General features: G+C 64.8%; 17 protein-coding genes. 11 read left to right on the top strand and 6 right to left on the bottom strand.

The features are described 5' to 3' along the window. Nucleotides 1-468 precede the first annotated feature (468 nt). From P0D70_RS31420 to P0D70_RS31390, 7 genes are all read left to right on the top strand, one after another. Complete coding sequence (locus P0D70_RS31420) at nt 469-837, top strand: response regulator (protein WP_408187339.1); 369 nt, start codon at nt 469-471, stop codon at nt 835-837. Further along, entirely contained in the window at nt 830-1,453 is a 624-nt protein-coding gene (locus P0D70_RS31415) for a chemotaxis protein CheC (protein WP_091805369.1), read from the top strand. The genes P0D70_RS31420 and P0D70_RS31415 overlap by 8 nt, the downstream gene beginning before the upstream one ends. After that, on the top strand, nt 1,450-2,388 hold the full coding sequence (locus P0D70_RS31410; RefSeq protein ID WP_091805372.1) for a sensor domain-containing diguanylate cyclase: 939 nt from the start codon (nt 1,450-1,452) through the stop codon (nt 2,386-2,388). The genes P0D70_RS31415 and P0D70_RS31410 overlap by 4 nt, the downstream gene beginning before the upstream one ends. A gap of 273 nt (nt 2,389-2,661) precedes the next feature. Beyond that, nucleotides 2,662-3,510 carry a presqualene diphosphate synthase HpnD gene (gene hpnD, locus P0D70_RS31405; RefSeq protein WP_091805376.1) on the top strand — a complete coding sequence of 283 codons (849 nt, stop codon included), beginning with the start codon at nt 2,662-2,664 and terminating at the stop codon, nt 3,508-3,510. Between the two features lie 4 nt (nt 3,511-3,514). Then, a complete protein-coding gene (hpnE, locus tag P0D70_RS31400; protein ID WP_408187338.1) occupies nt 3,515-4,783 on the top strand; it encodes a hydroxysqualene dehydroxylase HpnE in 1,269 nt (422 codons plus the stop codon). Next, the gene (gene shc, locus P0D70_RS31395) at nt 4,780-6,810 is read left to right on the top strand and encodes a squalene--hopene cyclase (protein ID WP_408187337.1); all 2,031 of its coding nucleotides are present in this window, start codon (nt 4,780-4,782) and stop codon (nt 6,808-6,810) included. The genes hpnE and shc overlap by 4 nt, the downstream gene beginning before the upstream one ends. A 3-nt stretch (nt 6,811-6,813) precedes the next feature. Next, a complete protein-coding gene (locus tag P0D70_RS31390; protein ID WP_408187336.1) occupies nt 6,814-7,545 on the top strand; it encodes a phosphorylase in 732 nt (243 codons plus the stop codon). Nucleotides 7,546-7,615: 70 nt separating this feature from the next. On the opposite strand, the gene P0D70_RS31385 is transcribed toward P0D70_RS31390, so the two are convergent. After that, nucleotides 7,616-8,644, bottom strand: a complete 1,029-nt coding sequence (locus P0D70_RS31385) for an MlaA family lipoprotein (RefSeq protein ID WP_408187335.1) — start codon at nt 8,642-8,644, stop codon at nt 7,616-7,618. Nucleotides 8,645-8,646: 2 nt separating this feature from the next. Then, complete coding sequence (hpnN, locus tag P0D70_RS31380; protein WP_408187334.1) at nt 8,647-11,262, bottom strand: hopanoid transporter HpnN; 2,616 nt, start codon at nt 11,260-11,262, stop codon at nt 8,647-8,649. 212 nt (nt 11,263-11,474) lie between these two features. On the opposite strand from hpnN, the gene P0D70_RS31375 reads away from it, so the two are divergent. Beyond that, nucleotides 11,475-12,080: an MlaC/ttg2D family ABC transporter substrate-binding protein gene (locus P0D70_RS31375; protein ID WP_408187333.1), complete on the top strand. Its 606-nt coding sequence runs from the start codon at nt 11,475-11,477 to the stop codon at nt 12,078-12,080. A 148-nt stretch (nt 12,081-12,228) separates the two neighbouring features. Here P0D70_RS31375 and hpnH read toward each other — a convergent pair whose 3' ends face one another. Continuing rightward, nucleotides 12,229-13,383: an adenosyl-hopene transferase HpnH gene (gene hpnH, locus P0D70_RS31370; RefSeq protein WP_091805395.1), complete on the bottom strand. Its 1,155-nt coding sequence runs from the start codon at nt 13,381-13,383 to the stop codon at nt 12,229-12,231. 10 nt (nt 13,384-13,393) lie between these two features. Continuing rightward, nucleotides 13,394-14,338 (bottom strand): 4-hydroxy-3-methylbut-2-enyl diphosphate reductase, encoded by a 945-nt coding sequence (gene ispH, locus P0D70_RS31365; RefSeq protein ID WP_091805398.1) that lies wholly within the window; start codon nt 14,336-14,338, stop codon nt 13,394-13,396. 341 nt (nt 14,339-14,679) lie between these two features. Between ispH and hpnC the strand changes: the two genes are divergently transcribed. Further along, nucleotides 14,680-15,546, top strand: coding sequence for a squalene synthase HpnC (hpnC, locus tag P0D70_RS31360; protein WP_408187332.1), 867 nt, complete (start codon nt 14,680-14,682; stop codon nt 15,544-15,546). Continuing rightward, nucleotides 15,546-16,718, top strand: coding sequence for a glycosyltransferase (locus tag P0D70_RS31355; protein ID WP_408187331.1), 1,173 nt, complete (start codon nt 15,546-15,548; stop codon nt 16,716-16,718). The genes hpnC and P0D70_RS31355 overlap by 1 nt, the downstream gene beginning before the upstream one ends. Before the next feature lie 61 nt (nt 16,719-16,779). Here the strand turns inward: P0D70_RS31355 and P0D70_RS31350 are convergent, their stop codons facing one another. Both P0D70_RS31350 and hpnA read right to left on the bottom strand, forming a co-directional pair. Next, nucleotides 16,780-17,322, bottom strand: a complete 543-nt coding sequence (locus P0D70_RS31350) for a hypothetical protein (protein ID WP_091805407.1) — start codon at nt 17,320-17,322, stop codon at nt 16,780-16,782. A 136-nt stretch (nt 17,323-17,458) separates the two neighbouring features. Beyond that, the gene (gene hpnA, locus P0D70_RS31345; protein ID WP_091805410.1) at nt 17,459-18,469 is read right to left on the bottom strand and encodes a hopanoid-associated sugar epimerase; all 1,011 of its coding nucleotides are present in this window, start codon (nt 18,467-18,469) and stop codon (nt 17,459-17,461) included. A 223-nt stretch (nt 18,470-18,692) separates the two neighbouring features. Here hpnA and P0D70_RS31340 point away from each other — a divergent pair, with 223 nt between their 5' ends. Then, nucleotides 18,693-18,986, top strand: a complete 294-nt coding sequence (locus tag P0D70_RS31340) for an acylphosphatase (protein WP_007178616.1) — start codon at nt 18,693-18,695, stop codon at nt 18,984-18,986. The last annotated feature ends 149 nt before the right edge of the window (nt 18,987-19,135 follow it).

Raw genomic sequence — 19,135 nt, 5'->3', positions numbered from 1 at the left:
AGAATAGTATTTCATGGGAAAATCTCTTTAATGAAAGTGAAATTGGCGAGTTGCTTTTCCGCCGTTTTACTTCGAGAATCGGCACCATGATAAAAATGCGTCCGCTACGTTCGGACGCATCTGCCGCGGGGCACCCAGCCGCACCATGCGTACCACGCGTGGCGGAAGGCGTTCGCGGAGTCACGCGCGCGGCAAAGACCAGCCCATCCACGCAGGCCGCGCAGATTCATCTACGGGGTAGGCTTCGAACATGCCGGTCATCGCCGTTGTCCACCGTGCGCGTACGCTTTCATGCGTGCCCACCGGTTCTGTCCATTACGCCTCGCCGGGCGCACCACCCGTTCGCCCGCATTCCGCACTTCAGCAAGCCTCAGCGCACAGTGCCGCTGGCCAACAGACGTCACGCTAAAGAACTCACCTCGCTTCGCCGTTAACGCGAAAGAGCTAATTCCGCTTTCCGACCCGCCCATGCCTTTGCCTATTGTGATCGCCGATGATTCGTTGCTTGCCCGCAAAGTGCTCACCAAGGCATTGCCGCCGGATTGGGAGGTCGACGTGTCTTACGCATCGAACGGGCGCGAAGCGCTCGATCTGTATCGCCAAGGCAAAGCGTCGGTGATGTTCCTCGACCTGACCATGCCGGACATGACCGGTTATCAGGTGCTTGAAGCATTGCAGCATGAGGATCTGAACACCTTCGTCATCGTCGTCTCCGCCGATGTTCAACCGGTGGCCCAGCAGCGCGTGCGCGCGCTCGGCGCTGCCGCGTTCATCGCCAAGCCCGTGACGCCCCAGGCGGTACTACCTATCCTCAAGGAGTACGGGTTGTATGTCTGAGCCAGTCCTCACCGAAGATCAGCGCGACGCGCTGCAAGAGGTCGCCAATCTGGCGATGGGCCAAGCCGCGACACGTCTTGCCCGGCTGCTCGATGCGTTTATCGAATTGTCGGTGCCGCGCGTGAAGGTGGTGGCGGTCGGCGAAGCGGCGCAGGCGATGCGGGAGATGACCGGGATCGAGGACACCGTGAGCGCGGTGCGCCAAGGCTTTCGCTCCGACATCAAGGGCGAGGCGTTGGTGATCTGCCGCAGCGACAGCATCGAGCAACTCTGTTCGCTCGTCAGCGATCCGTACTCGCGCTCGGCCTACGAAGCGGTGAGCCAGAAAGAACTGGTGTTCGACGTCGCGAATGTGCTGACCGGCGCATGCGTGTCGTGCATTCTCGACCAGCTCGGCCGCACGCCGGTGTTCTCCGCGCCGGGCCTGCTCGGCGAAGCCATGACGCTCGACGCGGTCTTCCAGCCGGGCGTGCTGCAGTGGGAGGTCGCGTTGCTGGTCGAAGTGAACTTCGCGCTCGAGGACCAGAGCTTTCGCGCCCACCTCGTGATGCTGATGGCCGAAGAATCCATTCGCCACATGAACGGAGCGCTCGACGCGCTGCTGTCGAGCCTATGAATGTGCCCGTGGACTCGTTGAGCGATCTGGTGGTCGAACGTGTCGGGTTCGGCATTTTCGTGCTGGATCGCGACATGAACGTGCTCATGTGGAACCGCTTCATGCAGGATCACAGCGGACTATTGCCGGAACAGGTGGTCGGCAAATCGCTGTTCACGCATTTTCCGGAATTGCCGCGCGTGTGGTTGGCGCGCAAGATCGAAAGCGTCTTTCAGCTCGGCAGCTTTGCGTTCAGCTCGTGGGAGCAACGCCCGTATCTCTTCAAGTTCGACCACGACCGGCCAATCACCGGGGGCGTCGATTTCATGCAGCAGGACTGCACGTTCATGCCGCTCATGCGCGAGCGCGAAGTGGTGGCCGTGTGCGTGACCATTAGCGACGTGACGCACGTGAGCATCGTGCAGCGCGAACGCGAAGAAGCGGTCGCGAAGCTGCAGGAATATGCCGACCGCGACGGCCTGACGGGGATCGCCAACCGTCGGTTCTTCGAAACGCGCCTGCGCGACGAATACACGCGCTGGCAGCGCTACGGCGGCGATATGTCGGTGCTGCTGTTCGATCTCGACCACTTCAAGAAGATCAACGACCAGTTCGGCCACGGCGTCGGCGACACGGTGTTGCGCGTGATGGCGCAACGCGTCGCCGAGGTGGTGCGCGCGCAGGACACCTTCGGGCGCTTCGGCGGCGAGGAGTTCGCCTTGCTGCTGCCGTGCACGCCGCTCGACGACGCGATGCGCGTGGCGGAAAAGATCCGCTGCACGATCGCCGACACGCCGGTCGAAGTGCAGGGCACGAGCGTGCCGGTGACGGCGAGCGTCGGCGGCGCGTCGGCGCGTGCGGGCGTGCCTTCGTACGACGTGCTCATCAACGAAGCCGACGCGGCGCTCTACAGCGCCAAGCGGCAAGGGCGCAATCGGTCGGTGGCCTTCGTCTGACGCCGCACGGCGGAGCTGTTTAGCCTCGCCAGAGGCGCCGCGCGCGCCCCACGGCAAGTCGCGGAGCGCGCCGCCTTGCCGGCTTCAGGCCCGCTTCCGACCCTGTATTCGCTGGCGGCACTGCGGCCTCTTACAAAGATTGATATACTTTTCGCCGTTTCCGGCCTCCCAGCCGGGTGTTTCGCGCGTGTCCGCGCGCGCGTGCCGCCTGCCTTGCGGGCCGGCATAAACTTCTTGAACGCCTTTCAGCGGGCGCCTCCAGCGGAGATCGTCTTGGCTGTTTCCAATCTTGTCGTGGACGATACAGAAATCGACGCCGCTGCCGCCACGTCCGGCAGCTCGTTCTATCTCGCCATGCGCATCCTGCCGGCCGCGCAGCGCGACGCGATGTATCAGGTCTACGCTTTCTGCCGCGCTGTCGACGATATCGCCGACAGCGACATGCCGCGCGCCGAGCGCGCTGCCGCGCTCGAGCGCTGGCGTGCCGATATCGACGCGTGCTATGCCGGCGCGCCACGTGCTTCGTTGCGCGCGCTGACGCGGCACATTCATACGTTTCATCTGCAACGCGAAGATTTTCACGCCATGATCGACGGCATGGCGATGGACGCCGCCGCCGACATCTGCGCGCCCGATGAAGCCACGCTCGACCTCTATTGCGACCGCGTCGCGAGTGCGGCGGGTCGTCTATCGGTGAGGATATTCGGGATGGACGAAGAGCCGGGCCGAGTGCTTGCTCACCATCTGGGCCGCGCGCTTCAGCTCACCAACATCCTGCGCGATATCGACGAAGACGCCGGCATCAACCGCTGCTATCTGCCGCACGAATTGCTGGCGCGCGAAGGGATTGCGGTGACGAACCCCACGCAGATCGCCGACGACCCGTCGCTGCCGCGCGTGTGCGCAACGCTCGCCGAGCGGGCCAAGCAACACTTTGCCGCGTCCGACGCGATCATGGACCGCGAGCCGCGCAACCAGGTGCGCGCGCCGCGCATCATGTCGGGCGTGTATCGCGTCCTGCTCGAGCGGACGCTCGAGCGAGGCTTCGACATTCCGCGCACGAAGGTCCGCAAGCCGAAGCTCCGCATGCTGTGGATCGTCGCGCGTTACGCGCTCTTCTGAGCTGATGCAAAAGCTCGTACATGTGGTCGGCGCAGGCCTTGCCGGCCTCGCCGCCGCAGTGCAGCTGCAGCGGCGCGGCGCGCACGTCGTGCTGCATGAAGCGGCTGCCCAGGCGGGCGGCCGTTGCCGGACGTATTACGACTCCAAGCTAGGCGCGACGCTCGACAGCGGCAATCACATGGTCCTGTCGGGCAACGTCGCGACGCTCAACTACACGCGGGCGATCGGCGCCGCCGACGAACTGGCCGGCCCGGCGCAGCCCGAGTTTCCGTTCGTGGATCTGGCCACGCGGGCGCGCTGGACCGTGCGCCTCTCGCCGGGACGCTTGCCGTGGTGGATCTTCGACGCGAACGCGCGCGTGCCGAACACCGGGCCGGGCGACTACCTGGCGCTCGTACCGCTGCTGTTCGCCAAGCCCGGGCGCAGCGTCGCGCAGACCATGCGTTGCAGCGGCCCGTTGTGGGATCGCCTGCTGCGCCCGCTGTTTCACGCCATGCTGAACGTCGAGCCACGCGAAGCGTCGGCGGAACTGACCGGCGCCATGGTGCGGCAGACCGTGATGGCCGGCGGCCTTGCGTGCCGGCCGCTGGTCGCGCGCAACGGTCTTGGCAGCGCGTTCGTGGATCCGGCGTTGCGGCTGCTGCAACATGGCGGCGCGGCAATCCGGCTGGGCTCGCGTCTGGAAGAAGTGGTCTTCGCCGCCGACAATCGCCGCGTACAAGCGCTGAAGTTTGCCGGCGAAAGCATCGCGCTCGAAGCGAAGCACGCGGTGATTCTCGCGGTGCCGCCAGAGACCGCACGCGCGCTCGTACCCGGTTTGCGCGCGCCGACGCGCTTTGCGGCGAGCGTCAACGTGCATTTCGCGATCGATCCGCCGTTTGGTTTGCCGCTGGTCACCGGGCTGCTCAGCGGCACGGCCGAATGGCTGTTCGCTTTCGACGGCCGCCTGTCGGTGACCGTCAACGGCGCCGAGCAGCTGCTCGATACGCCGCATGAAGCACTCGCGGCCACCGTCTGGGCTGAAGTGGCTCAGGCGGCCAATTTGCCTGCCGCACCGATGCCGGCCTGGCAAGTGGTCGTGGAAAAACGCGCGACATTCGCCGCGCTGCCGGATCAGGAAACGCTGCGGCCCGGCACGCGCACTCGCTGGAACAACCTGATGCTCGCGGGCGACTGGACGGCCACCGGCCTGCCCGCGACGATTGAAGGCGCGATCCGCTCCGGCCAGAAGGCCGCGGATACGTTGCTGAATGAACCGATGGAACGCCGATGAACGATTTATCCCAAACCCAGCCGCTGGACGCCGTCCTGTCCGAAGTCGCCGACGCGGCGCCGAACGCGCCCACGCCGGCCGTAGCGGGCGAAGCGCCCGCCGCCTCGCTCGACGCCGCCATCACGCGCGCAACTGACGCGATTCTCGCGGCGCAAAAGCCGGACGGCCACTGGGTCTACGAACTCGAAGCCGACGCGACGATTCCCGCCGAATACGTGCTGTTGGTCCACTATCTCGGCGAAACGCCGAACGTGGAGCTGGAGCAGAAGATCGGGCGCTATCTGCGCCGCATCCAGTTGGCCGACGGCGGCTGGCCGCTCTTTACCGACGGCGCGCTCGACATCAGCGCGAGCGTCAAGGCGTACTTCGCACTGAAGATGATCGGCGACCCGGCGGACGCCGAGCACATGGTCCGCGCACGCGAGGCGATTCTCGCTCATGGCGGCGCCGAAGCCGTGAACGTCTTCACGCGGATTCTGCTCGCGCTGTTCGGCGTGGTGTCGTGGCGCGCCGTGCCGATGATGCCCGTGGAGATCATGCTGCTGCCCGTGTGGTTCCCGTTCCATCTGTCGAAGGTGTCGTACTGGGCGCGTACCGTGATCGTGCCGCTGCTCGTGCTCAACGCGAAGCGGCCGGTCGCGCGCAACCCGCGCCGCGTGCGCATCGACGAGTTGTTCCGCGGCGCGCCGGTCAACACCGGCCCGCGCGATCGGGCGCCGCATCAGCATGCCGGCTGGTTCCGCTTCTTCAGCGGCGTGGACGTGCTGCTGCGCGCGGTCGACGGCCTGTTCCCGAAAGCCACGCGCGAGCGCGCGGTGCGCCAGGCGGTGGCCTTCGTCGATGAACGCCTGAACGGCGAAGACGGGCTCGGCGCGATTTTCCCGGCCATGGCGAACTCGGTGATGATGTACGACGTGCTCGGTTATCCCGCCGATCACCCGAATCGCGCGATTGCTCGCCAATCGATCGACAAGCTGCTCGTCATCAAGGATGACGAAGCATATTGTCAGCCGTGTCTGTCGCCGGTCTGGGACACCTCGCTCGTGGCGCACGCGCTGCTCGAAACTGGCGAGGCGCATGCCGAGCAGGCCGCCGAGCGCGGGCTCGCGTGGCTGCGTCCGCTGCAGATTCTCGACGTGCGCGGCGACTGGATTTCGCGTCGCCCGAATGTGCGGCCGGGCGGTTGGGCATTCCAGTACAACAACGACTATTACCCGGACGTCGACGACACGGCGGTGGTCGTCATGGCGATGCATCGCTCGGCGGGGATTACGCAATCCGGCGTCGATCGCGAAGCCATCGCGCGGGCGCGCGAATGGGTGGTCGGCATGCAGAGCAGCGACGGCGGCTGGGGTGCGTTCGAGCCGGAAAACACGCAGTACTACCTGAACAACATTCCGTTCTCCGATCACGGCGCCTTGCTCGATCCGCCCACCGCGGACGTTTCCGGCCGCTGTCTGTCGATGCTCGCTCAACTCGGCGAATTGCCGCAAGGCAGCGAGCCGGCGCAGCGCGCGTTCGCCTACATGTTGAAGGAGCAGGAATCGGATGGCAGCTGGTATGGCCGCTGGGGCTTGAACTACATCTACGGCACGTGGACCGCGCTGTGCTCGCTGAACGCAGCCGGCATGCCGCACGACGACCCGCGAATGAAGCGCGCCGCGCAATGGCTCCTGTCGATCCAGAACGAAGACGGCGGCTGGGGCGAGGGCGGTGAGAGCTACAAGCTCGACTACCACGGCTACGAGCGCGCGCCGAGCACGGCTTCGCAAACCGCGTGGGCTCTCATGGGCTTGATGGCGGCAGGCGAGGTCAATCACGAAGCGGTGGCGCGCGGCGTCGCGTATTTGCAGCGAGAACAGCGCGAGCATGGCTTGTGGGACGAAACGCGTTTCACCGCGACCGGTTTTCCGCGCGTCTTTTATCTGCGTTACCACGGCTACCGTAAGTTCTTCCCGTTGTGGGCGCTGGCGCGCTTCCGTCATCTGAAGCGCAACGGTCTCACGCGCGTAGCGGTCGGGATGTAACGGATGCCACTTTCGACCACTCCGTCAGCGGATGGCCGCCGCAGCCCCTTGCCGGTGATCGTGGTGACGGGCATGGCTTTCGAGGCGCGAATCGCTCGCGGCGAAGGCGTTGAAGTCGTCTACGCGGCGCGCGCCGATCTGCTGGAGCGCGCGTTGAGTGCGGCGGTCGCGCGCGGCTGTTCGGGCATTGTGAGTTTCGGTACGGCGGGCGGTTTGGCGCCGGATCTGGAGCCGGGCGCACTGATTGTCGCGGACGCTGTCGAGGGGCCGTTTGGGCGGCTCCAGACCGATCGTCCATGGGCGGACAGGCTCGCGGCCGCGCTGGCGGCCGGGCCGCGCGCGGCGCGTGTGCGCCGCGGCCTCATGGCGGCAGTCACCGCGCCTTTGGTGAGCGCGGGCGAAAAGGACGTGCTGCATCGCACGAACGGCGCGCTGGCGGTGGATATGGAGTCGCATATTGCCGGCGCGAAAGCTGCCGCGCATGGTGTGCCGTTCGCCATTTGCCGGGCGGTTGTCGATCCGGCGTGGCGCACGCTGCCATCCGCAGCCACTGCGGGCCTGCGCGATGACGGCAGCACCGCGCTCGCGCCGATTCTGCGGGAGTTGCTGCGACAGCCGTCGCAGCTCGGCGCACTGATCCAGGTTGCCGTCGACGCCCGGGCGGCGCGCATTTCCCTGGTCGAGGCGCGGCGCGCGATGAGCGAGGCCGGGGCGCTGCGGATGGCGATCGCCTGAAAGAGCACCGTCAATTGGGTGCCGCGCGAGTGTCAGTCTAAATCGCGGCACCGTTCCGAACTTCCAGTCTCTATTGCGTCACCGGTGCCGACGCCGGCTGCGTGCTGCCGGCCGGCGGCGCGCCGGGCGGCGTCGGCGCGGCCGTGTCTGAAGCGCCGGTGGGTGCGGCGGAAGGTGCGGCGGAAGGTGCGCTCGGCGTGGAGCCTGCTGCGCCGCTCGCAGGCGTGTCGCCCGGATCGGAGTAGTTGGGCACGCCCGCCGGGGCGCCGGTAGCGGCGCCTGAGGCTGCGTTCGGCGCTTCCGCCGCGTCGCCCGGATCGGCGTAATTCGGCAGGGCACCTGCCGCCGGCGCGCCGGCTGCGGGCACCGACGAAGCGCCGGAATCCCCCTGATCGTCATAGTTCGGCAGCGGCGCGCCGTTGTCGCTCGTGCCGCGCAGACGCGAACGGCGTTGCTGCGTATAGGCGTCGCGCACGAACGAGTACTTGTCCAGCGCGGCCTGTTGCAGCAGGTCCGACGCGCCCAGCAGGTCGGAACGCACGCTCACGAACTGCAGCAAGTACAGCGGATTGCGCACCGCCGGCTCCATGTAGTTCAGCGGGTTGAACTTCACGTCGACGATCAGCCCCATGCTGTCACGCACCGAGCTCGGGCCGAACAGCGGCAGGACCAGATATGGGCCCGACGGAATACCCCAGTGACCGAGCGTCAGCCCGAAATCCTGATGGTGCTTGGGCAGGCCGGCAGGCGTCGCCCAATCGAGCAGGCCACCCAGACCGAAGGTCGAGTTGAACGCGAAACGGACGATGTCCTCGGTCGCGTCGGTGATCTTCAATTGCAGCAGCGCGTTAGCCGCGTTGGTCAGATCGCCCAGATTCGAGAAGAAGTTGCTCACCGCCGTGCGCAACGGCTGCGGCGTCACCTTCTGATACCCCTTCGCCACCGGAACGGCGACGTAGCGGTCCAGGCCATCGTTGAAACTGAATACCGCGCGGTTCACCGGTTCGAACGGGTCGCCGGGTTTGCGGTCGGGGCCGGTGGCGCAGCCTGAAATCAAACCGGTGGCGACGAGTGCCAGCGCGGCGTTACGCAGCTTCATGCTTATATTCCTTTTTGCTTCGCGCGACGTGCGCGCGGCTTACCCATCAGCACGGGTTGAAAAACCACTGCGCCGATTAACGTGCAGAACAACGAGAGCGCCAACAGGCGCCCCATGCTCGATGTACCCGGATGGTGCGACAGCCACAGGCTGCCGAATGCCGTTGCCGTGGTCGCCGCGCTGAATAGCACGGCGTGCGTCAGGCTCGACTGCAGCAGGCTGGTTTGACCATGGCGCCACGCCATCACGAAGTAAATCTTGAACGCCACGCCGACCCCGAGCATCAGCGGCAGCGCGATGATATTCGCGAAGTTCAGCGGCATGCCGAATACCACGCACAGTTCGAGCGTCACGAGCGCAGAGACCAGCAGCGGCACCAGCGTGCGCAACATGTCGCTGACGCGCCGCAGTGCGATCCACAGCAGGATCGCAATCGACGCGAGCGCGTACGCGGCGGCCTGCAGGAACGCCTTGATGATGGTGTCGGCCGAATGGAGGATCGAAATCGGCCCGCCGATCGCGCCTGGCTCCGCCTTCTTCACCGCATGGGCGAAGCGGGCGAGCATGGCGTCGTCGTTCGGATCGGTGCCGGGCTTCACCTTCGGTGAGATGTCGACGAGCGCGCGGCCGTCCTTGGATACCCAGCCTGCGGAGATTTCCTTGGGCAGGTTCTCGCGGGTGATTTCAGTTGGCTGCAGCAAGTTGGCCAGTTGGCTCAGCGCGATGCGCAGCGTACCGGACATCGCGGTTTCGGCGCGGTCGCGCGTGGCGGCATCGGCGGCGGCCAGCTTCTGTAGTGTGGCCGATAGATGCTTGGCTTCGGCGGCGCCTGGGCCTGGGTGATCGTCGGCGGCGAGCGAGAGCTGGTTCGACGCGCGCTTGAGCGCGGCGACGCGCACCGCGTCCGTTGCCTGCTGCGCGGGCTCTTGCTGCAGCGCGGGCAGCAGTTGCTGCGCGGCGCTCGCAATCAGCATCAGCTTCTGCTGCTGGTCGGCGGGAACGAAGGTGTCGAGCGTGTTGACGCGGCCCACTTCCGGCAACGCGCGCAGACGCGTGGCCATGCGGTCGGCGTCGGCGAGCGAGGGCGCCAGCACATGCACGTTGTTGACCGCGGCTTCCGGGGAATCCTTCAGCGACAACAGCGTCGCCATCGACTCCGTGTGCGGATCCTTCAGATGAAGCGGATTGAAGTCGAAGCGCAAATGCGTAAGCAACGGCGTGGCGCCGATCACGACGATCAGCGTGCCGATCAGCACAGGCTTGCGATGGCGATCGAGGAAGTCGTCGACGGGCGCGAGTTGCTTGAAGCCGGGCGAAGCGGCTTCGCCCGGCGGATTGAAGAGCTTCAGCAGGGCCGGCAGCAGCGTCATGTTGGTGAAGTACGCGACGAACATGCCGACGCCCGCGATTTCGCCCAACTCGGACACGCCGCGGTAAGCCGTCGGCAGGAACGAGAAGAAGCTCAGCGCAACGGCCACCGCCGCGAGCGTGAGCGGCACGCCAATGCTGTGGGACGTATGCATGAGGGCGGCGGACAGGCGGTCGTCGCGATTCCGTTCCTCGCGATACTTGACGCCGAACTGCACACCGAAATCGACGCCGAGCCCGACGAACAGCACCATGAAGGCGACCGAAATCATATTGAGCGCGCCGACCATCAGCAGGCCGAGCGCCGCGGTAATGGCAAGCCCGACGAACAGCGTGATGAACACGGCGATGATCATGCGGCCCGAGCGCAGCGCCAGCCACAAAATGATCAGCACGACGATAAAGGTGCCGATGCCGTTGAGCACCGCGCCGTCCTGGACCGAAGCGAATTCTTCGTCAGCGAGCGGCTGTTCGCCGGTCAGACGAACCGTAGCGCCGTAGCGCGCGTCGAGGTGCAGCGCGGCGGCGGTGTCGCGGATCGACTTCGACGCCGTTGCGCCCGGCTCCAGTGCGTCGTAATTCACGACCGGTTGCACCACCACGAAGGCGCGCGCCGGATCGGTGGCCGCGCTCTTGTCGACCAGCGCGCGCCACGAGAAGGCGGCCGGCTGGCCGGCCAGCACACGGTCGAGCGTGGTCGCGCTTTGCGTCAGCAGATGGCTCATGTCGCCGAGCTTTACCTGACCGATCTGAAGCGGCAGCAACAGGCTCGTGGTGAGCGTGCCGGCGAGACCGGTCAGGCTCGGATCGTGCGCGAGGGCGTTGACGAGCGGGCGCGACTGGACGAGTTGCGAGGTGGTCGACATCACCTCGTCGGTTGACGGAAACAGCAGGCCGTTATGTTCGAAGAAAGCGCCGCCGGCCGGCTGCGAAACCGCCACGAACTCCTTGGAATCGGCCTTGAGCGCGGCAGTCAGGGCCTGCGCGGCGGCGTCGGCGAATTCCGGCGCGCGCGCTTCGACGACCACCAGCACGGTTTCGCCGCGATCGGGAAAGGCCTTGTCCATGGCGTGGTCGAGCGCCGACCATTCCTTGTCGGTCTCGATGAGACGGCTGATGTCCGTGTTGATCTTGAAGTTATGAGCAACGTAGAAGCCGCTCAAAACGGCGAGCACGAACGACACCGCGACGATCCGCAGTGGATGACGCACTGAATAGGCGACGAGACGGACAATAGATGACTTCAGCATGTAGGCGAACTTGGCCTTATCACGGGTGTTGTTTTTGACGAAAGTGCACAAGTATACAGAGCCGGAGCGATCAGGCTCGTGTTCGCTAGCAAGTACGGCTCCCGGCGGGTGCTTTGGGGCGGGAACGCAATGTCGGTATACTGGTCTATCCTGCTTACGCCGCGTGCTCGCGAGCCCGGCGGCGCTTTCTTCTTTCAGGTTCTGTCGAGCGTATGAAACGTTATCTGTCTGCTTTTCTGGCCGCGGCCGTCGTCTCCACCGCGGCCTATGCGCAAAGCGCACCCGATGCGGTAGTAAAAAGTGCCGTCGAGGGCACGGTGGCCGCCATGAAGGCTGACCCGCAAGCGCGCGGCGGCGACATGGGGAAGATCACCCAACTCGTCCAGTCGCGCTTCCTGCCGGCCACCGACTTTCAACGCACCACGCGCATCGCGGTGGGCAAGGCGTGGAGCACCGCAACGCCCGAACAGCAAAAGCAACTCTACGAGCAGTTTACGCTGCTGCTCACGCGCACTTATGCTGCGTCGCTCTCGCAACTGCGAGATCAGGACGTGAAGTTCAATTTCCTGCCGATCACCGTGCCGGCGGGAGCCAAAGACGTCGTTGTGCAATCGCACGTGCTCAGCAATGGCGGCGACGACGCGATCGACTATCGCATGACCAAAGATCCCGCTGGCTGGAAGGTCTACGACATCAACATGATGGGCGCCTGGCTGATCCAGGTGTACCAGACGCAGTTCGCCGATCAGATTGCCAAAGGCGGCATAGACGGGCTGATCAAGTTTCTGACCGCGCACAACGCGCGCAGCGCGGGGTAACGGTTGATTGCCTCGTGAGGCATGACGCACGAGGTAAGAGGCACAAGGCAAGTGGTATGGGCGTAAAAAAAGCGCGGTGGCTATCAAACCACCGCGCTTTTTTTGAATTCGCGATCACAGGTGGCGCGAAACTGCCGCCACCGGCCGCTTAGTGTGCTGCTGTAGCCGTCTGCACTTTCTTGCCCTTGCCGGACACCTTGATCTCTTCCAGCTTGATCTCGACATGGCGGGAGAAGACATACTCGGCCGGACGTTGCTTATCCAGAGGAATGTCCTTCGTGAAAGCGCCCGACGTCTTCGGTCCGCGCAGGCTGACCTTCAGCGCCTTCAGCGGATGCGCCACCGTATCCATCACGGCGGTCGCTTCGAAACCGCAGTGAACCATGCAGTCAGCGCACTTCTCGTAGTTGCCCGTGCCGTATTTTTCCCACTCTGTGGTTTCCATCAGTTCCTTGAAGGTCTTTACGTAACCTTCGCCGACCAGATAGCACGGCTTTTGCCAGCCGAACACGGTACGTGCCGGGTTGCCCCACGGCGTGCACTCGTACGTCTGATTGCCGGCCAGGAAGTCGAGGAACATGCCCGACTGGCTGAACGACCAGTTCTTGCCATTGTTGCCGCGCTTGAAAATCTCGCGGAACAGTTGCTTGGTCTTGTCGCGGTTCAGGAAGTGCTGCTGATCCGGCGCGCGCTCATACGCGTAACCCGGCGAGACGGTGATACCGTCCACGCCCATCGGGCCCAGCGTGTCGAAGAATGCGGCAACCCGTTCCGGCACGGCGTCGTTGAACAACGTGCAGTTGATGTTCACGCGGAAACCACGGCGCTTTGCTTCCTTGATGGCGGCGACAGCCTTGTCGTACACGCCTTCCTGCGACACCGAGTGATCGTGCGCCTGCTGATCGCCGTCGAGGTGAACCGACCACACGAAGTACGGATTCGGCTCGTAGTCGTCCATCTTCTTTTCCATCAGCAGCGCGTTCGTGCACAGGTACACGAACTTCTTGCGCGCGATGATGCCCTTCACGATCTGCGGCATTTCCTTGTGCAGCAGCGGTTCGCCGCCTGCGATCGACACCACCGGTGCGCCGCACTCGTCGACGGCGCCGAGGCATTCTTCCAGCGACAGGCGCTGATTCAGGATGGGATCCGGATAGTCGATCTTGCCGCAGCCATTGCAGGCGAGGTTGCAGCGGAACAGGGGCTCCAGCATCAGGGCGAGCGGATAGCGTTTATTGCCGGAGAGATGCTGACGCATGATGTATGCGCCGACCCGGACTTTCTGTAGCAGCGGAATAGACAAAAGGTCCTCCTTAAACTTCGCGTGCGGCGAGTGGTTGCATCAGTTTCGATGGCAACTTGAATTCGACTTTCTCTTCACGGCCCGCCATCGTCGTGACATCGACAGGCCCCAATGCGCTCAGCGCATCGATTACGTTCTTCACCATCTCTTCCGGCGCCGAAGCACCGGCCGTGATGCCGACGGTCTGCACGTTCGCAAACCATTCCGGCTTCACTTCCGAACCGTCGGCGACGAGATAACTCGCCACGCCGCTTTCGCTGCCGATCTCGCGCAGCCGGTTCGAGTTCGAACTATTGGTTGCGCCCACCACCAGCAGCACCTCCACCTCTTTGCTCAACTCGCGCACCGCCGCCTGGCGGTTTTGGGTGGCATAGCAGATGTCGCGCGTATCCGGACCGACGATGTCGGAGAAACGGTTCATCAGGGCGTCGATGATGCCACGCGTATCGTCCACCGACAGCGTGGTTTGCGTGACATAGGCGAGCGGCGTGTCGAGCGGCAGGTCCAGCGTTTCGACCTCGGCCTCGCTCTGCACCAGCAGCACTTTGCCCGGAATCTGGCCGATCGTGCCTTCCACTTCCGGATGACCGGCGTGGCCGATCAAGATCAGCGTGCGGCCGGCGCCGACATATTGGCGACCCTGCACATGCACTTTGGTGACCAGCGGGCAGGTTGCGTCGAGCACGTCGAGACCGCGCGCTTCGGCGTCACGCTCGACGGTTTGGGCAACACCGTGGGCGCTGAAAATCGCCACGGCGCCTTGCGGCACTTCGTCGAGCTCTTCGACGAAGCGCGCGCCTTTCTGGCGCAGATTGTCGACCACGTGGCGATTGTGAACGATCTCGTGGCGGACATACACGGGTGCGCCGTGTTGTTGTAACGCGCGGTCGACGATCTCGATTGCACGTACAACGCCCGCACAAAAGCCGCGGGGTTGAGCAAGGATGACTCGCATAAGTTGGCGAACTCCGACTGACGCGGGTTCGAAGAAGTCGGTAAATCTGACTTTATCGCCGCGATCATCTAATTTAGTTGACGTCTTGAGCCCGGCGCTTGCCGGTACAGCAAAACCAAACGCGCATTCTAACGCTATCAGGCCGGCTTTGCTTTGGCGGCGCCCGGCCGGTGTTGGGCGGCCGCCGCAGCGGCGGACCCACGGTTGAAGCCGCAAGCCGGCCCATGCCAGTGCGGATGCGGCAATCATTACACGCTGCAGCGGTTTAACGGAACCCTTAAACTACTTAGTCCTGCGGCGCCCCGGCGCCCACATTACAAAAGGGTTTCGAGGCTCGCTGGATGGACGTCGATCAATACGAAGATATTCCGGTCGCGAGCGTGTTGCTGCCAAAAGCGCTGCGCACGCCTATCGGAATCATCTATCAGGTGGTCCGCACGGCGGGCGACATTGCCGACGAAGGCGACTGGAGCGCGGCCGAACGGCACGCCCGTCTCGCCGACTTCCGCGCCGGTCTCGACGCGGTCGCACAGCGGCGCGCGGCGCCGGTTCATCCACTGCTGTTCGGCAAGCTGGCCGGTGTTGTGGCGCAGTATAAACTACCGCTCGCGCCGTTCTACGATCTGCTCCAAGCGTGCGCTCAGGACATCGACACCAGCCGGTACGCCGACCGGGCCGCGCTGCTGGATTATTGCCGCCACTCGGCGAACCCGCTCGGGCATCTGATGCTGCATTTGATCGGCGCGGCCACGCCGGAAAATCTCGCCGACGCCGACGCGATCTGCACGGCGTCGCAATTGATCAGTTTCTGGCTCGACGTCTCCGCCGACTGGAAAAAGGACCGCGTGTATCTGCCGCTGGCGGACCTGCGGCGCTTCAACGTGAGCGAGGCGCACATCGCCAACGGGGTTGCCGATCAGGACTGGCGGGCGCTCATGGCGCACGAAGTGTCTTTCGTCCGGGACATGCTGGTGCGCGGCGCGCCGCTCGCGTTGCGCATTCCCGGGCGTCTGGGAATCGAGTTATGCGGGGCCGTTCATGGCGGGCTGCGCTTTCTCGACAAAATCGAGACGGCGGGCTACGACGTGTTTCGCGAGCCGCCGGTGCTCAATACATTTGACTGGTGCGTTGTCGCGGCCCGCACTGTGGTGATGTGGCTGTCGCGGCGTGTCGGTGTGGCAGCGCGTTCAATCGAGGGTAATGTTTAATGGCGGTGGTTCTGTTTCTTCTTTCGTGTCTTTCCCTGCTGATCTGGTGCGTGTTGCTGTTCGCACGCGGCGGTTTCTGGCGCGCGCGTCCCGCCGCGCCGCTCACCATCGCGCCGCGCGCTTCGTGGCCGGCGGTCGCCGCCGTGGTGCCGGCCCGCAATGAAGTCGACGTGATCGCCGAAGCGGTCACCACCCTGCTTCAGCAGGACTATCCGGGCGAATTCCACGTGATCGTCGTGGACGACCACAGCAACGACGGCACCGCCGACGCCGCTCGCGCGGCCGCGTTGCAGTTGCAGTGCCCGGATCGCCTGACCGTGCTGAGCGCGAAGCCGCTGCCGCCTGGGTGGTCCGGCAAGGTGTGGGCGCAGTCGCAAGGCATCGAGGCGGTGCGCACGCTCGGCTTGCCCGCAGACTTTCTTTTGCTTACCGACGCCGACATCGGCCATCCCGCCGACGCGGTCGCGCAACTCGTCGCGCGTGCTGACGCGGAACAGCGCGACCTCGTCTCGCTGATGGTGCGCCTGCGCTGCGATTCGTTCTGGGAAAAGGCGCTGATTCCCGCTTTCGTCTTCTTCTTTGCCAAGCTGTATCCGTTCTCATGGGTCAACAACCCGCGCAATCGTACGGCTGCGGCCGCGGGCGGCTGCATGCTGGTGCGCCGGAGCGCGCTGGAAGAAGCGGGCGGCATCGAGTCGATCCGCGCCGAGCTGATCGACGACTGCAGCCTCGCCGCGCGCATCAAGCATCGCGGCACGGGGCGTCATCCGATCCGGCTGGATGTGGCGGCGCGCAGCGTGTCGCTGCGTCCGTACGACAACTGGCGTGAGATCTGGAACATGATCGCGCGCACGGCCTTCACTCAACTGCATTACTCGCCGTTGCTGCTGGCAGGCACGCTGGTCGGCATGACGATCATTTACCTGATGCCCCCGGTAGCCGCACTGGTCCTCGGCCCGACGGGCTGGCCCGCGTGGCTCGCATGGGCGGCCATGTGCTGCGCTTATGCGCCGATGCTCAGCTACTATCGCCGCTCGCCGCTCTGGGCGCCGTTTTTGCCGCTGGTCGCGTTGTTCTATGTCGGCGCGACGTTCGCGTCGGCGGTGCGCTACTGGCGTGGCAAGGGTGGGCAGTGGAAGGCGCGTGTTCAGGCGCCGGTGCAGGAGCGCTGAAACAGCGGTCAGACGCAGGTGGAATGCAAAAGCGGCGCTCTCGGGCGCCGCTTTTTTTGCATCAGCCTTTGGTAAGCATCATGTAGAGCTGAATCACCATGTCCGGCGAAAACGTGAACGGAACCCAGCCGTGCCCGGTATGGCGCATGACCAGCAGACGGTCGCCGTTCGACTGCTTCTGCACTGCCATGACCGGATTCTTCGTGGACACGAAGCGCCAGCCCGGCGGAATACCCGGCGGCGGTTCCGGCGTCATTGAAGCACGCGCGTTCGACAACTCTTCGATCAGTTGGCCGATCTGCTCCGCGCGCAGCGCGACCGTCTGGCCGCCGATCGTCATGGTGATCTCGTTCTGCGCGGGGCGATTGATTTCGAGCGTGGGCTGAACCTGCGGGGCCGGCGCCTTGTCTTCGACTACGGCCGCCTCAGTGTCGGCCGCAACCGCTTCAGCCCTGGATTCGGACGCGACCTGCTCCACCGGCGCCTGCGGCGCAGTGGTGTCTGCGGGTGTCTCGGGAATGTTTTCGGCCTGCGGGGCCACGACAGCCTGAATGAGCTGATCGACGCCCACTTCCAGCGCGCCGAGCTGTTCGTGAAGATTCATGCGAGGTTTCTCTGGTAAGACCCACGATTTTACCTGCTGCGCGTAGGCTTTTACCTTTCGCTAACACGGTGACGTTGTAACAAAATGCTTGCGACCGCGCCGGATGGCCCGGCGCGGGCCGCGTGTTCAGGCACACTCAGGCCTTCAGATAGCCGGCTTGCCGGAACCAGTCGAGGGCATCGCTCAGACCCTCGCGATAGGGCCGGGCACGGTAGCCGAGTTCGCGCTCCGCTTTCGCCGATGTGAAATACATCTTGTTCTTCGACATTTTCAAGCCGTCGACGGTCACGAACGGTTCGCGTTTCGTGATCTTGGCGACTGCCTCCGCGCCCATGGCCAGCGGATAAAGCGGCCAGCGCGGCAGGCTGAGCGTCGGCGCCTTGCGGCCGGTCAGCGCCGCGATATCCGCGAGCATCTGTTGAAGGGGCAGATTTTCGCCGCCGAGAATATAGCGCTCGCCGATCTTGCCGCGTTCGAGCGCGAGGAAATGGCCGGCCGCGACATCGTCCACGTGGACGAGGTTAAGTCCTGTGTCGACGAACGCGGGAATCTTGCCGAGCGCCGCTTCCACGATGATGCGTCCGGTCGGCGTCGGTTTGACGTCGCGCGGACCGATCGGCGTGGACGGATTGACGATCACCGCGGGCAAACCGTCTTCGGCGATCATTCGTTCCACCGCGCGTTCGGCGAGCACCTTGCTGCGCTTGTAGACGCCGATAGCCTGGTCGGCTTTGAGCGGCGAGGTTTCATCGGCGGACTGGCCGGAACTGGTCACTTTCAGCGTCGCCACACTGCTCGTGTAGACAATCCGCTCGACGCCTTCCTTCAGCGCCGCGCGCATGGTCGCCTCGGTGCCTTCCAGGTTCGAGCGCTCGATCTCGCTCGGGTCCGGCGCCCATAGGCGATAGTCGGCGGCCACATGCAGCAGATAGCGCACGCCGCGCAGTGCGTTGCGCATCGACGCTTCGTCGCGCATGTCGCCCACCACGATTTCCGCGTCCAGCGACTCGACGTTCTGACGCGGACTGGTCGCGCGCACCAGCACGCGCACCTTGAAACCTTTCTGTTGCGCGATGCGCGCCACCGACGAGCCAACGAAGCCGGAGGCGCCGGTCACGAGCACGAGATCGCGATTCTGTTCGGTCATTCTGTTTCCATTTCCTGCGTGACAGTCGACGGATTGTACGTGGCGCGCGTGTTGCATGTCGCGCGAACGGCCTCAAACGGGTCGGCGGGACGCGCGCATTGCCGAGCAAGCTCGCCGCGACGCGACTAGAATGCCGGCTTGAAAGAACGTGTGCATCGGATCGGAGTCAGTGCTTTGCATGGCAGCTGAAGCGCTCACTCCGGTTGACAGAGGAGAAGACGGCATGGCCCCGGATCTGGATCAGCGGATCGAAACTTATTATGTGCGCGTACGCGGCACCGTGCAGGGCGTCGGCTTTCGCCACGCGACCGTGCGGCAGGCCCACGCGCTTGGAATCAAAGGATGGGTGGCGAATCTCGACGACGGTTCCGTCGAAGCCATGTTGCAGGGCTCGGCCAACCAGGTCGACCGCATGTTGTCGTGGCTGCGTCACGGGCCGCCGGCGGCGCGCGTGACCGAGGTGAGCGGTGAAGAACGCTCCACCGAAAAGCGCTACGAGCGTTTCGAACAGCACTGAGCGGCGTTCCACGCAAAGCAAAAGGCGTGGGGGGGGGCCGGCGGGGGGGGGGGCGCGGGGGGGGGGTTTTGCCAAAAAAAAAAACCCCCCCGTCCCCCCCCCCCCACCCCCGCCCCCCCCCCCCCCCCCGGCCGCCGCCCCCCCCGCCG

Origin of the sequence: Paraburkholderia sp. RL17-381-BIF-C (assembly GCF_046026435.1) — a bacterium.
Classification (GTDB): Bacteria; Pseudomonadota; Gammaproteobacteria; order Burkholderiales; family Burkholderiaceae; genus Paraburkholderia.
The sequence above is the reverse complement of the archived record's forward strand: the minus strand, read 5'-3'. Positions and strand labels throughout refer to the sequence as shown.